Origin of the sequence: Flagellimonas sp. (genome assembly GCF_965233845.1) — a bacterium.
Taxonomy (GTDB): domain Bacteria; phylum Bacteroidota; class Bacteroidia; order Flavobacteriales; family Flavobacteriaceae; genus Flagellimonas.
On the sequence record NZ_OZ247584.1, the window covers coordinates 1,713,945 to 1,728,473 of the forward strand.

10 protein-coding genes are annotated in these 14,529 nt (G+C 42.2%); 4 read left to right on the forward strand and 6 right to left on the reverse strand.

All coding sequences use genetic code 11. The annotated features are described in order from the left end of the window. Positions 1 to 36: 36 nt before the first annotated feature. Positions 37 to 1,017, reverse strand: coding sequence for a transporter (locus ACO6S0_RS07430; protein ID WP_422351354.1), 981 nt, complete (start codon positions 1,015 to 1,017; stop codon positions 37 to 39). Positions 1,018 to 1,102: 85 nt separating this feature from the next. On the opposite strand from ACO6S0_RS07430, the gene ACO6S0_RS07435 reads away from it, so the two are divergent. The 4 genes from ACO6S0_RS07435 to ACO6S0_RS07450 are packed head-to-tail and all read left to right on the forward strand — an operon-like array spanning position 1,103 to position 6,548. Further along, positions 1,103 to 1,363: a DUF4834 family protein gene (locus tag ACO6S0_RS07435; RefSeq protein ID WP_420399456.1), complete on the forward strand. Its 261-nt coding sequence runs from the start codon at positions 1,103 to 1,105 to the stop codon at positions 1,361 to 1,363. Between the two features lie 24 nt (positions 1,364 to 1,387). Then, complete coding sequence (locus ACO6S0_RS07440) at positions 1,388 to 3,820, forward strand: YfhO family protein (RefSeq protein ID WP_422351355.1); 2,433 nt, start codon at positions 1,388 to 1,390, stop codon at positions 3,818 to 3,820. Beyond that, positions 3,820 to 5,103: a glycosyl transferase family 1 gene (locus tag ACO6S0_RS07445; RefSeq protein ID WP_422351356.1), complete on the forward strand. Its 1,284-nt coding sequence runs from the start codon at positions 3,820 to 3,822 to the stop codon at positions 5,101 to 5,103. The genes ACO6S0_RS07440 and ACO6S0_RS07445 overlap by 1 nt, the downstream gene beginning before the upstream one ends. Beyond that, entirely contained in the window at positions 5,088 to 6,548 is a 1,461-nt protein-coding gene (locus ACO6S0_RS07450; RefSeq protein ID WP_422351357.1) for a lipopolysaccharide biosynthesis protein, read from the forward strand. The genes ACO6S0_RS07445 and ACO6S0_RS07450 overlap by 16 nt, the downstream gene beginning before the upstream one ends. 49 nt (positions 6,549 to 6,597) lie before the next feature. Here the strand turns inward: ACO6S0_RS07450 and ACO6S0_RS07455 are convergent, their stop codons facing one another. The 5 genes from ACO6S0_RS07455 to ACO6S0_RS07475 all read right to left on the reverse strand — a co-directional run bounded on the left by ACO6S0_RS07455 (position 6,598) and on the right by ACO6S0_RS07475 (position 14,491). Next, positions 6,598 to 7,890, reverse strand: coding sequence for a hypothetical protein (locus ACO6S0_RS07455; protein ID WP_422351358.1), 1,293 nt, complete (start codon positions 7,888 to 7,890; stop codon positions 6,598 to 6,600). 117 nt (positions 7,891 to 8,007) lie between these two features. Further along, positions 8,008 to 9,342, reverse strand: coding sequence for an OmpA family protein (locus tag ACO6S0_RS07460; RefSeq protein WP_422351359.1), 1,335 nt, complete (start codon positions 9,340 to 9,342; stop codon positions 8,008 to 8,010). 36 nt (positions 9,343 to 9,378) lie between these two features. Further along, positions 9,379 to 9,945, reverse strand: coding sequence for a tetratricopeptide repeat protein (locus ACO6S0_RS07465; protein WP_422351360.1), 567 nt, complete (start codon positions 9,943 to 9,945; stop codon positions 9,379 to 9,381). 11 nt (positions 9,946 to 9,956) lie between these two features. Beyond that, complete coding sequence (locus tag ACO6S0_RS07470) at positions 9,957 to 10,940, reverse strand: type IX secretion system membrane protein PorP/SprF (protein ID WP_422351361.1); 984 nt, start codon at positions 10,938 to 10,940, stop codon at positions 9,957 to 9,959. An 8-nt stretch (positions 10,941 to 10,948) separates the two neighbouring features. Continuing rightward, positions 10,949 to 14,491 carry a gliding motility-associated C-terminal domain-containing protein gene (locus tag ACO6S0_RS07475; protein ID WP_422351362.1) on the reverse strand — a complete coding sequence of 1,181 codons (3,543 nt, stop codon included), beginning with the start codon at positions 14,489 to 14,491 and terminating at the stop codon, positions 10,949 to 10,951. Between the last annotated feature and the right edge of the window lie 38 nt (positions 14,492 to 14,529).

Below are 14,529 nucleotides of genomic sequence, written 5' to 3' on the forward strand. Positions count from 1 at the left end.
AATAATCTCCCAGAAGAAAAATGATATCCGGAAATCTTAGAAATCCAATTTATCTTTCTTCTTCTTTTTACTTTTTTTACGCTTTTTCTTGGCGGCGTTCTTCTTGATTTTCCCACTTCCACTGCCTTTTTGGTTAACAGAAACCAATTTGTCCTTGTGGTAGTCCAATCTATAGGAGAAGCCCAAAACTGTGAATATGCGGGATGGATCGTTCTTAAAACCCGAACCTAGATGAAAATCTGCCTGGAAATTTGGATTGATCAGATAGGCCACCCCGGTTCGTAACAGAATATCCGAATATCGGTCGCTGCTGAACCCCTGACCTTCCAAAAACACACTCCATTTGGGATCTCTAAACGAATGTGAAACGGACATCGCATAACTCCACTCAGGAAAGTCCGTTCCTATGCGGTCGTAGGCCACATTGGAAATAAGAACAAATCTAGGGGATAACCTACTTTGGGTATTGATCCCTACCCGGGGTGTTGCCACATCGTCTCCTGGATAAAATGGATTGTCTCCAAGGGTGAAAGTAGCTCCTCCATAGATGGAAACTGCAGGAATCAGGTTCTTCCATTGAAAAACATTGTTGGCCCTCCAACTGTAAAGATTGGGTTTATTGTTTTCCGGGTTCTTGAATGGATCATAAATCAAAAACTTGAGACCCAATCTATTTCTAGAGAAATCTGTAAGTCTTTCCTTAGTTCCCAAATCGGTAAAGGTGATGTTCTGCGAAATAAAGGATCCTTCATAAACCAGTTCCAAAGTTTCAAACAGCAGCCCGTATCTAAGGGCAAGGTCGGTTCCAAAAATATTCGAATCCGTGTTTAAGGAGGCGTCGTCCCTTTGCTCGTAAACCAATCCCATTTCCAACTGTACCACATTTCTTCCAACGGCATAGGCGCTGACGGCTCTACCAGGTCTGTTGGAATTGATGACATCGGTGTACTGGGCCACGGAAATAAAGGGAACCAAAAAGAAAAGTAAGAAGATCTTTCTCAAACTAGGGGAATCCATATAACTGATTTTAATACTATTTTATGAAACTTTAAGTGTGTTTACGGTACTAACAATGTAATTTTGATGCAATAGCTATTGTTATATGGTTTTATTACAAACGATTTTACTGGTTGTATTAGTATATTACGCGGTCAAATTGCTGCTAAAATGGCTGGCACCTCGATTGCTGAATTATGCGGTACGCAAAACTGAAGAACGATTTGGGCAACAATTTGGTTCGTATCAGGATTACAGTGAACCCAAGGAAAAAGAAGGAGAAACAAGTATTTATAAGCAACCCAACCCAAAATCCAATCCCTCAAAAAAAGTTGGAGAATACATAGATTTTGAAGAAATTGACTAATATTTGTCTTTTCAAAATCAATCCATGAACCTTTCCGTAAAAGCGCTAAGCACCCATATTTGTGTCATAGCATTCTTTATCCTTGCATCCCTGGTCTATTTTTACCCAGTGCTTCAGGGTAAGGCTATTTTCCAGTCAGATATTGCCCAATACAATGGCATGGCCAAGGAACGCAATGATTACAAAGCATTGACGGGGGAGGAGTCGTACTGGACGAATAGTGCATTTGGAGGTATGCCAACCTATCAACTTGGGGCAAACTATCCACACGATTACATTAAAAAGTTGGATCGACTGATTCGTTTTCTCCCGAGACCTGCGGATTATCTATTTCTGTACCTTATCGGATTCTATATTTTGATGCTTTGCCTTAAAGTTGAGTATCGATTGGCCATATTGGGGGCACTGGCCTTTGGTTTTTCTACCTATTTGATAATTATTCTGGGGGTTGGGCATAATGCCAAGGCCCATGCGCTGGGGTATATCCCCATGGTTTTGGGCGGGATTGTCCTGGTCTTTCGAAAGAAGTACCTATTGGGTTTTATTTTAACGGCACTGGCCATGGCCTTGGAAATCAATGCCAATCACTACCAAATGACCTATTACTTTATGTTATTGGTATTGATTTTGGGCTTGGTACAGTTGGTTTATGCCATTAAGGATAAAAAACTAAAACATTTCCTTGCTTCCGTCGGGATTTTGATTGGCGCTGTTGCGCTGTCCATTGCTACCAATGTCACAGGACTTTTAGCCACAAAGGAATATGCAGATTGGAGTACCAGAGGCACATCAGAATTGACTATTAACCCGGATGGCAGCCCAAAGGTGGCCACCTCTGGATTGGATTACGACTACATAACCCAATACAGTTACGGTATTGCCGAATCGCTAAATCTGTTTTCTCCACGATTGTTCGGAGGTTCAGGAAACGAGGATTTGGGTTCCAAGTCCAAAGCCTACGAATATTTGACCGACCAAGGTCTTTCCCCAACCAAGGCATTGGAGTTTTCCAGTGGCATGCCTTTGTATTGGGGTGACCAACCCATTGTGGCTGCGCCGGCCTATGTAGGTGCCATAATTTTCTTTCTCTTTGTATTGGGCTTGATTGTGGTTAAAGGCAAGAAGAAATGGTGGTTACTGTCCGGAGTTGTTTTGTCCTTGCTGCTTTCATGGGGCAAGAACTTTCCGGCTTTAACGCAGTTTATGGTCGATTACTTTCCATTGTACAACAAATTTAGGGCGGTTTCTTCCATTCAGGTGGTTTTGGAACTGTGCATGCCTGTGCTGGGGATACTGGGTATTAGGGAGTTGTTCAGAAATTCAATGAAATCCAAGGAGAAGGTTCGTTCGCTAAAATGGGCCTTCTTTATTAGCTTAGGACTTACGGTCTTCATTTTCTTGTTGAAGGGCTTCTTTGATTTTGAAGGGTTACGGGACGAGACGTATCGCGGGTATTTTGGAGATGAATTGATGACCATGATACAACGTGACCGTGAAGCCGTTTACATCAGTGATACCATCCGCTCCTTGATTTATGTGTTGTTGGCGGCTAGCGTGTTATGGTTCTTTATCAAAGATAAAATAGGAAAGAATTTGATGACAATAGCCTTGGGTATCTTGGTTTTGTTTGATTTGGTAGGGGTGGACCTGAGGTATGTCAATGAGGGAGATTTTGTACGCCAGCGTCGAGTGGCAACCCCGTTCCAAGCCAGCCAGATAGATGAAATGATCCAACAAGATGATTCCGTCTATCGGGTGTTTGATCCGCAAGAAGGACTGAATGGGGCCAGAACATCCTATTTCCATAAATCCATTGGAGGGTACCACGCTGCCAAACCCAGACAATTACAAGACTTGTTTGAGCACCATTTGTACCAAAACAATCTGCAGGTGCTGAACATGCTTAATGTAAAGTATATCATCCAGCAAGATGAGGAAGGGGGTAGTTTTCCTGCCATAAACGATGATGCGAATGGAAATGCCTGGTTTGTTAGAAAAGTAAAACCGGTTGGTTCCGCCAATGAAGAGATTCAAGGTCTGACAGATTTTAATTCCAAGGAAGAGGCTATCGTAAATACCAACGCCTATCCCACAGTTACCAAGCTGAATTTTGAATTGGATTCATTGGCCTCAATAACCCTTGTGGACCATCGCCCTAATGTAATCAAATATCAAACAACTAATGCAAATGATGGATTTGCCGTTTTTTCGGAAATGCACTATCCAAAAGGTTGGAACGCTTTTGTTGATGGAAAGTTGGAACCTCATTATAAAGTAAATTATGCCCTAAGGGGGATGAAGGTTCCAGCTGGGGAGCACACCATAGAATTTAAGTTTGAGCCCGAAGTCGTTCAGATGGGAAGTCAAGTTGCATTGGTAAGCAACCTCTTGCTGGGCTTGATCATTATTGGTGGACTTGGGTTTTCACTTCGACCAAAAAAATCCAAAAAGGAATAATGCGTAAAGTCTTGGTCATAGTGTATTATTGGCCTCCTGCAGGTGGACCAGGGGTACAGCGTTGGCTGAAATTTGTGAAATACCTCCGAGACTTTAATATTGAACCCGTAGTCTATGTTCCGGAAAACCCGCATTATCCTTTGGTGGATGAAAATTTACTTTCGGAGGTACCTAACGATGTGCGGGTACTAAAACACCCCATCAAAGAACCCTATGCTTGGGCATCCCTGTTGTCCAAAAAGAAAACCAAAACCATTAGTTCTGGAATCATCCCAGAGAAAAAGCCGTCGTCTCTCGAAAAAATCTTGCTTTGGATTCGAGGTAACCTATTTATTCCTGATGCACGAAAGTACTGGGTAAAACCCTCGGTCAAATTTCTCTTGGGGATTATCGAAAAAGAAGGAATTGAAACCATAATCACCACAGGTCCCCCACATAGCCTTCATCTGATTGGATTGGAACTGAAAAAGAAGATGAACATTCAATGGATATCGGATTTCCGTGATCCCTGGACCTCCATTGGATATCACAACAAGCTTCGTTTGACCAAAAAATCCCAGAAGAAACACAAAGACCTGGAAAAGAAAGTTTTGACAAACTCGGACAAGATTGTGGTCACCAGCAGGACTACCCAAATGGAGTTTGAAGCTTTAACCAACCGGCCCGTCAAGGTTATCACCAATGGGTTTGATGAAGTGCTTAGCCCTTTGCAATTGGACTCCAAGTTCACCATCTCACATTTAGGCTCCCTACTAACAGGGAGAAACCCCATTACACTCTGGAAAGTGCTCCAAGAGCTGGTCAACGAACGACCAGAATTTGCAAAACAATTGAGCATACAGTTGGCGGGGGTAGTAGGGGAGGAGGTTTGGGAATCCATTGGCCAACACGGCTTGCAGTCCTATACCAATCAATTGGGATATCTACCCCATGAACAAGTAGTGGAAGTTCAGCAAAAGTCGCAGATACTGTTATTGCTGGAAATAGCTTCTGAAGAAACCAAAGGAATTATTCCAGGAAAATTATTTGAATACCTGAACGCAAAACGACCTATTTTGGCCTTGGGACCAACAGAATGGGAAGCGGGGAGGATAGTACAGGAAACAAAAGCGGGAATTTCATTATCCACTACAGATGCTCCAGCGTTAAAAAATGTACTTTTGGATTGGTTTGAACAATTTAAAAAAGGCGGATTCAGTGCCAATTCCATAGGAATTGAAAAATTTCACCGCCGGGAATTGACCAAGGAGCTGGTAAACTTTATTGTATGGGAATCGTCTTAAAACAGACAGTAACAAATACCATCACAACCTTTATTGGGTTTGGGTTTGGGGCCCTAAATACCCTTTTTCTCTACACCAATATTCTTGAACCTTCCTATTACGGGTTGGTTACCTTTATTTTGGCCTCCGGTGCTATCCTAATGCCCATAATGTCTGCAGGGGCACATAATTCCATGGTCAAATTTTATAGTGCCCAGGATAACAAAGACAAAAATGGGTTTCTGACGCTAATTCTTTTAGCGCCCTTAATGATCATTTTGCCTTTGACCTTATTGGTCTGGTTATTTTATGACAATATTGGGGACTTTCTTTCCATACAGAATTCTTTGGTTAAGGATTATATCTGGTATCTGTTTTTGGTAGGATTGTCGCTGGCCTATTTTGAGGTGTTTTATGCTTGGGGCAAGGTTCATTTAAAGTCGGTTTTTGGAAATTTCTTAAAGGAAGTGTTTGCCAGGGTTTGCGCCACTGTATTGTTGGTATTGCTGTATCTGGAAATTATCACACTAGACTTTTTTTACCAAGCTCTAGTTGGGGTCTACTTGCTTCGTACCCTTTTGATGAAACTGTATGCATATTCCCTGCAACGCCCAGTTCTTAATTTCAGTTTTCCGAAGGAAACCAAACAAATTCTAGGCTATGGACTTTTAATGGTTCTAGGCGGGTCTGTAGCTTTAATTCTGCTCGAGATTGATAAAGTCATGATCAATCAGTTTAGAACATTGGACCAAGTGGCGTATTATGGGGTTGCCATTTACATTGCCACTAGTATTATAGTTCCCACTAGGGCCATGCATCAAATAACCTACCCAATGACCGCCAGTTATTTGAATAATGGGAATACCTTTGAGCTGGAAAATCTTTATAAAAAGACTTCCCTGACTTCCTTTATTGCTTCTGGAATCCTCTTTGTTTTGATCGTACTCAACCTAAACGATTTGTACCTGATGATTCCAGAGGAATACCGGGATGGATTTTTCATTGTGTTTCTTATTGGTCTGGCCAAGGTTTTTGATTCTTTATTGGGAAATATCACTGCCATACTCTACTATTCAGAATACTATAAATGGGTATTGGCCATGGGGATTTGCTTTGCATTGGCGACCATCCTGCTCAATTTATGGTTGATTCCCATTTACGGAATTGAAGGTGCGGCCATGGCGAGTTTCATCGCCATTTTCCTTTTTAATCTCTCCAAGTTGATTTTTGTAAAACTCAAATTTGGAATGCTACCGATGACGGCTGCCACCTTTAAGGTGTTTGCCACACTTATGTTGATTGGAGCTTTGTTTGGAATGCTTCAGTTCCCATTTCATCCCTTGGTCAATATTGGGTTGAAGTCGGCTTTGGTTATTGCCATGTATTTGGGAATTCTTTTTCGTTTCCACATTTCTGAGGATGTATCTGGGGTTTTGGCTAAATGGTTGAAACGAAAAACCCCGTAGCGGATAAATCCAACTACGGGGTAACAACTAACCAACCTAAAAACTATCTTTATTGCACTCTTCTGGAGCTTCTTGTCCTAGTGCCTGTATTGTTACTTCTTCTTGAAGTGGTATTCCCTGAACTTTTGCGTACCGTCGTTTTTGTACTTCTGCTTACGGTTCTTTTGGGAGCACTGCTTCTGCTTGTTACTGACCTGCTAGTACTTTTTCTAGCCTGAGGCTTTCTATAGCTATTATTTGTGCTACGTGAAACCGTTCTCTTTTGCACATTGTTCCTACTGGTTACAGACCTATTGTTATTTCTGGTCTGTGGCTTCCTGTAGGTAGTGCTTGTACTACGTGTAACCGTTCTACTTTTTGGTGTAGAAGTGACCTCTCTCTTGGTGACTGTGCGACTATTGGGCCTTTTGGTCACCTGTCTTTGGGTTACAGTTCTTCCCTCATTGTTTCTCCTAACACTATTACTGTTTCTATAATTGCCCTGCTTTATGGAACGATCAACACCTGTACCTCTTTTAACGCTTCTATTGGAACGACTTACCGTATTGTTTTTTCTGTAATCGTTGTTTCTATAATCGTTTCTACCAGTATATCGGTTGCTTCTACCATAGTCGGCTCCATCTCTTCGTACATGGTTACGTCTGGTAACCCGCTTGTCATTTCTATAGATATTACCTCGTTTATAGTTTCTGTCATTGTATCGATCATGTCTAAAAACCTTCCCTCTATGGGCATAACTTCTTCTATAGTTGTGTCTGTAAGGTCTATAGTAGGTATACCTAATAGGTCTATAATACCTTCTATAAGGTCTTGTGTATACATTACAGAATCCAACAGAGGGTCTGATAAAATACCTATGGAAAGGTCTATACACGTAATGTCTGTTATAGACATTGATAAATCCTGTATAATGACTAAACACGCCGCCGTTATAAAAGATGTTCAATCCACCGACTCTGCGGACACGTCCATTTCTATACCATACGTCCACACCACCTATTTGTGATACACGACCATAATAGTCGTAATAAATAGGTATGTTCTCAACCTGAATTACGGCACCATAATCGTCATACTGTACAAAAGGATTGTAGTTATATCCGGAATTGAAGGTTACACCTACATTTCCAATTCGGGCACCGATGCCCACATTTACTTGATTGTCGATATAGAAATCGAACTCGCCATCTGGGTAAACTGAAAAAGTCACCCCATTTTCGACAAAGATGAATGAGTTCCCGTAACGATACGCACTTGTAACAAAGGCTGTATCCTCTTTGGCTGCCTGGATGTTTGGTACACCCAAAAGCACTGCTGCTATAATGAGTACTAACTTTTTCATACTATAGGGTTTTAAATTCTGAATGCAACTATTTACATTCTGAATAGCATGAACCAAACAGTGTGCCAAAAATCACACGACAATCGTAAGATACTGATTAACAGTGTATAAAAATTATTATTCCAGAATTATGAAAACCGACCTTCTATTCAGTTGGTGGTCGGATTCTGGGCATTCCACTCCATTGGAACAATGATTAAGCAGTTGGGTTTCACCATACCCCTTGGCAGATAGGCGGTTGGCATCTACACCATTACGAACCAACCATTGCAATGTTGAATTAGCTCTTCGCTCACTCAATCCCATATTAAAGGAATCACTAGACCTTGAATCTGTGTGGGATTCTATGTGGATGCGTAAATTGGGATATGACTTGAGCGCATGAAGAATCTTGGCCAATTCCACTTCTGCATCTTTTCTTATAGCATGGGCACCGTAGTCAAAATAAATGGGTTGGAGGTTTAGCCTACATCCTAAGTCATTCACCGCACAATCTGGAAGCAAAAGTTGTATGTCCACCTGTAAATTTCCAGAGCCTCGCGGAACGGTTATTACTTTTTCAGTGGGTTTATAATCCAAATTTTCGTGCTCTACCCGTACGGTATATTGTTTGCCGCAATCCAGTAGATGCTCAAAAATATATGTACCGTTGGAATTGGTTTGGGTTTGTTCTTTTGGCTGATTGCTCTCATCCATCAAGGTAACCACCGCTCCGTAAACAGGTTTTTTCGTTGTGGTATCGCTAACCGAACCTTGTACAGTAATTTCACCACAGGACTCCCAAACCCGATAAATATCATCGGAAGCACTACCTGGTTTTCCATCCCGATTTGAAGACAAATACCCTATTTGTTTTGCTTCGTCAATAATAAATCCAAAATCATCCATTGCAGTATTTATGGGCCGTTTTAGATTGATTACTTTTGCGTCGGAATCTGGGTTCAAGGAGATTGTAAAAACATCCAGGCCGCCTAGTCCTAGGTGGCCATCACTGGAGAAATATAGATTGTTGTGTGCGCTGACGAAGGGAAAGGTTTCTCTTGCCTCAGTATTAATGGCCGGACCCAAGTTCACTGGTTGGCCATAGGAGAAATCCCCAAGGATATCCACATACCATAAATCAGACATTCCCAGCGTACCTTCCATATCCGAGGAAAAATACAATCGCTTTTCATCTGGGCTAAGAGCCGGGTGGGCCACGGAATGGGAATCACTGTTGAACGGTAGTTCCTTAACATTCTCCCAGCTTCCATCCTCTTGTTTATTGGCTTTATAGATTTTTAGGCTTACCAACCTTTCTTTGTTATGTCTTTTTTTACCGTTGATGTAGTTGTTCCTGGTGAAATAAACTGTGTTGCCGTCTTTGGTAAATACAGCTGTTGATTCGTGGTACGGTGAGTTTATCTCACCTTTAAGGGGTTGTGGATTAACCAATTTCCATTCATCATCCAACTCCGCTTCGTATAGATCCAGATATGGGAGACCGGATCATTTATGAATTTTGTTGCCCTCAGTCTTGGAAGATGAGGAGGCATACACCAATTTATCTTGATAAAAAGCCGGGCCAAAATCTGAACTGGTCATGGATTTGGTGATGTTTAAAACCTCATATTCTTTTGATAGGAATTTGGCCAGACTGTCCAATGAGGGGTAGTTATCCATAAAAATAGAGGCCAATCTTGAGGATGCTGATAAACCAGCATAGGTTCCCATTATTGTTTTTGAGCCGTAATAGTCGCCTGTACTTTTTAGGCTTTGTGCCGCCCTGTGGTAGTAAATGGGTTCCATATCCTGGGGATATTTGTTCAACAATTGCTGGTACCATTTAACGGCTTCGGTATATTCACTGTTGAAATAATAAGTATCTCCCAATTTCTTTAGTATTTGGGCCGATTCATAGCCATTGGCCACTACTTTGAGATAGATTTCCCTGGCGTCAATATAATCGTAGGTGTCAAATTCTTCATCTGCCTTTTTAATGACGCTCTTCTGGCCATGTATATGACCTACTATAATGGAAACAGCAAGAAATAGTATCAGTTTTGGGGTTTGCATAAGGCTTGGGGTTAAAAAAATCGAGGTGCAACAATTCGCTCGGCGCGATTAAAAATGTCAAAACGAACAAAAGCTTCGTAAGAACCATTGCTGTAATCTTCCAAATCTGTGGATTGATAATCATAACCTACTCCTGCAAAAACAGTATCCGAAATTTGGAACCCCAAAAGTCCACTTAAGGAGGCGTTCCAACGATAGGAAGCACCAAGAACAAACTTGTTGTTGAGCATAAAATTGGCGGACATATCCCATTGTAGGGGTGAACCACTTACCAGTTTTAGTAGGGTAGCGGGTTTAAATTTAAGGTTGGGATTTAGGTCGAAAACGTAACCGGAAATTAGAAAATAATGCAGACGTTCAACCGCAACGCCTTCCAAATTTGGATTTTCGAGTGAGTTTTTGTCAAAATGTTCGGTGTTTAAGAAATTGGGAACCGAAAGCCCAGCATAAAATCGGTCCGAGTTGAAATATATACCTGCGCCAACCTGTGGTTGTAGCTTTCCGTCAATACTGGTTTGAAAATAGGGGTCATTAGGTTCTTGGATATTGAGTTTTTCATAGTTAACATCCAGATAATCCATGCCAGCTTTGATACCAAAGGATAACTTGCTAAGCACATTTCTGGATAGGTACAGGGCATAAGCCAGGTCCAACACTATATTGGATTCTGTAGCGGGGCCAATCTGATCATGTACCAAAGACATGCCAATCCCCATATTGTCGTATAAACCCACTGGTAGATTCACGGTAAGGGTCCCTGTTCTTGGAGCACCTTCCAAACTAACCCATTGTGATCGGCCCAATATACCAATACTCAGTGTTTCGCTAGAGCCTGCGTAGGCAGGATTAACTACTTGGGTGTTGTACATATATTGGGTGTATTGTGCGTCTTGTTGTCCATTCCCAACATAAAACAAGCCTAGGTTCACATACATAATGGTTATGAGAATTTTGAATTGTATATGCGTATGTAGGTACATTTTGATGCGGTTCATTATCAATTTTAATCTCTATTGATATATAGGTAACCAGAATACGTTTTCTGACCTGGATTGAGATTCTCAAATTCCAGAGTATAGAAATAAGTACCACTGGGAAGTGTTTCCTGCTGTGAAATGGTCGCTCTACCTTCAGAAACACCCGAGAACAATTTATTACCAAGACCGTAACCTTCGGCTTCATATACCAAAACGCCCCATCTGTTGAAGATTTTTAGAACATTATCGGGATAATGCTCTATACCATTTATTCTGAAAAAATCGTTGATACCATCCCCATTGGGTGTAATTCCGGTGTAGATTTCGAAGTTCTCATTGATAGGGTTGGAGTCAGGTCCCTCAGGATCGCAAGCATCAATGACTTCCGTACTAGTTGGGTCATTTTCTTCATAAGAGTTGTTATCGGATATGTCCATTACCGTTTGCTGGGTAATGGAGGATAGGGCAGTAACTTCAGCTTGATTTTCCACTTTTCCGGCTTCAATATCCGTCTTGGTCAAGGTGTAGGATGTGGTGTAAATCCACTCTTCCCCAAGATCTAAGGTGTTATTGCCATTGTCATCTCCAGACTCCATGGTAAAGGTTGACCCAGTTCCCAAGAAGGTGTCCGATATGGTCACATTGGCCAACGGTTCCCCTCCTCTGTTGGATACTTTGAAGGTATAATCGATTGCTTCCGGACATTCATCCCCGTCCGAATCACTCAAATATCCGAGTTTGATGAGACCGATTCCAGGCGGGGAGATTTCGCAAGCCCCGTCAACGGTAATTAGGGTTGCATCATTTTCGTCATAGCTATTGTCATCGGAATCATCGGTGACTTGAACATTATCTTGGGTCCATCCTGTTATGTTGGCCTGGTTGATGACATCCCCATTGGCCAAATCCTGTGCCGTGATGCCGTAATAGGCTTCATAGATCCAAGTTTCGTTGGGAGATAATACACCGTCATTATCATCATCGCTGCCATTTACTGGTCCTGAAACCACTCCATTGAACAAAAGTTCATCTTCCAACACCAGATTGTTTAGGGAAATGTTTCCGGTATTGGTCACCGTAAATCTGTAGAATATACTTTCATTGCAACCATCCTGGTCCAAGTCAGCAAGAGAGGCTTCTTTAATCAATCCCATTTTTGGATTTTGGCATGCAGTAAGGAGCACATTAGTTGCCCCATCTTGAGTTGTTTCTGTTGGATGGGAAAGGTCCATCACTACAAGATTCGGAAGTCCAACCACATGGGCATCCACCTGTGCAATATTGGATACAAATCCGGCATCGATGTCGGTCTGCTGTATGCTATATGAAGTTGTGTAGCCCCATGTCTCGCCAATACTTAGTATTCCGTCGCCGCCTAGATCACCAATGGGCCCTGCAATGGCGAGTTCGGGATGACTATTGTCCTTGACCTCGTCCACGGTGAGATCTTGGTTGCCTTGGTTTTCCACGATAAAAGTGTAGTCGACGGTCATGCAGTCGCCACTTAGCACTCCTGTCTTAATTATGGAAATATTTGGAACACAGGAGGCAAGTGTTGTAATTGTAGGATCATCAAGGGTAACATCACTCGGGTGTGAAAGATCAAAAACGGCCAATCCAAGGAAGTCCACCACGTTGGCATCCACCCGGGCCGAATTGGATACCCAGCCGAGGTCAAAATCGGTTTGTTGCATGTTGTAAGCCGCTGTATAGGTCCAAATTTCCCCTACATCCAATTCTCCATCCAAGTCATCGTCACCGCTCGGACCTGCCAGATTCAATCCTAGGCTTAAGTCGGTTGGGTTAACATCTTTTAGGTCATAGGGTCCTTGATTGGTCACTTCAAAGTTATATTCAATGTTGGAGCAGGTTTCATCCAGCGTACCAGTTTTTACTATTGCTATGGCAGGTTTACAGGAAGAAACATCTGTATCTGTATCTCCATCCAATGTAGTATCAGTAGGATGAGAGAGATCCGTGACGGTAAGTGCAGGTAGCCCATCAACTTCAGCATCCACCTGGGCGATATTTGATACGTTTTCGTTGATGATATCATCTTGAGTTATAGGATAGGAAGCTGAAAATATCCAGATTTCGTTTGGATCCAATAGACCGTTGGTATTATTATCCCCTGAATCGGGCAATAAAGGAACCGGTACCTTGGCATCCGTTACCACTACATTGGTCAAAGGAGAGCTTCCTTCGTTGGCTACACTAAAAGTGTAATCAATATTTAAACAGTTGGTATCTACGGTTCCTGTCTTTATTATTGAAATTCCCGGTTGGCATGGCGAGACATCCGTAGAGGTGATTCCATCCGAATTTAGTTCCGTAGGATGGGAATCATCTGAAGCTATTAGGCCAGGAAAACCCGTTACGTCTGCTGTTACGGTGGCCATATTGTCCACATGCCCCAGATTAATGTCTGCCGCGGTTAAGTCATAGGATGCCTTGTAGATCCAGGTCTCATTTGTGTCCAGAAGCCCATCATTATTGGCATCGCCAGTAGGACCGTCCATGACAAGACTACCATCTGTTATGTCCACATTTTGGAAGGTTTGGCCATTGCCACTTAAATTGAGTACTGCGAATTCATAATCAACGGAACCGCAATCATTGGCCAACTGACCGGTTTTTAACAGGGCTATTTGGGGTTGGCAAAAAGATACGTCGGTAACTGTAGGGCGATTTTCGGTATAGTTTTCAAAGTCGGATATGTCGCTTGCAGTTTTGAAATCTCCTGTTAGCTCGGAAGTTACAAACCCATTACGTATGACTTGACCAGCCATTATATCCGCAGCTGTGATTGGGTAGGTTGTGGTATAGACCCATTCTTCTCCTGATTCCAGCACATTTTGGGAACCTCCGTCACCGCTATCTGGACCTGGAATAGAATCTCCATTTTCCATAAAGACTTCTACGGTGTGAAAGGACTGAACAGCCGAACCTTGATGAGCAACTGTAAAAGTATATTCTATCGTAGAGCAACCGCCTATTTCTCCAAGCGGACCTTTCGTTTCCGTTGTCATTGTTATAGCCACACCAGAAACACAATCCAATGTAGTTACTGTAGGTTGATCTTCCTTGTACTCGTTGTCATCAGAAAGGTCACTAACGGATATTCCTGGTTGACCCACTACGTCTGCGGTTACTCTTGCTTGATTGGACGCCTGTCCGGCATCAAAGTCGTCTTGATTAAGAGAAATGGTGGTGCTAAATAACCATGTTTCATCTGGATCTAGCACTCCATTGTTATTATCGTCCCCCCCTTTAAAACCTAAATCATTTCCAAATTCTGGATCCGAATCATCTACGATTTGGATATTAGTGAGTGACTCACCATTGGTACTGTTGTTGACAACGTATATTAGGTATTCCACATATTCACAACCATCAGGATCACCCAAAAAATCTCGGGCTGTTCCCGACATGATTACGGCTATGCTAGGGGCAAAGGCATCTTCCATTTCTGGTTGTAAAACCTTATTTGTGCCAAAACCTACAAGGCTCAGAGCCACTAAACCTATGCAGGCTAAAAGAATTCTGTTGTTTGGTGTAGATTGGGACATGGTAATGAACTTTAATGGTTGAGGGGTTATGGAGTTTT

What these genes read in the sequence shown, in the direction of transcription:
- ACO6S0_RS07430 (WP_422351354.1), bottom strand. Translation starts at nt 1,017, where the DNA reads ATGGATTCCCCTAGTTTGAGAAAGATCTTCTTACTTTTCTTTTTGGTT.
- ACO6S0_RS07440 (WP_422351355.1), top strand. Translation starts at nt 1,388, where the DNA reads ATGAACCTTTCCGTAAAAGCGCTAAGCACCCATATTTGTGTCATAGCA.
- ACO6S0_RS07435 (WP_420399456.1), top strand. Translation starts at nt 1,103, where the DNA reads ATGGTTTTATTACAAACGATTTTACTGGTTGTATTAGTATATTACGCG.
- ACO6S0_RS07465 (WP_422351360.1), bottom strand. Translation starts at nt 9,945, where the DNA reads ATGCAAACCCCAAAACTGATACTATTTCTTGCTGTTTCCATTATAGTA.
- ACO6S0_RS07450 (WP_422351357.1), top strand. Translation starts at nt 5,088, where the DNA reads ATGGGAATCGTCTTAAAACAGACAGTAACAAATACCATCACAACCTTT.
- ACO6S0_RS07455 (WP_422351358.1), bottom strand. Translation starts at nt 7,890, where the DNA reads ATGAAAAAGTTAGTACTCATTATAGCAGCAGTGCTTTTGGGTGTACCA.
- ACO6S0_RS07445 (WP_422351356.1), top strand. Translation starts at nt 3,820, where the DNA reads ATGCGTAAAGTCTTGGTCATAGTGTATTATTGGCCTCCTGCAGGTGGA.
- ACO6S0_RS07470 (WP_422351361.1), bottom strand. Translation starts at nt 10,940, where the DNA reads ATGAACCGCATCAAAATGTACCTACATACGCATATACAATTCAAAATT.
- ACO6S0_RS07475 (WP_422351362.1), bottom strand. Translation starts at nt 14,491, where the DNA reads ATGTCCCAATCTACACCAAACAACAGAATTCTTTTAGCCTGCATAGGT.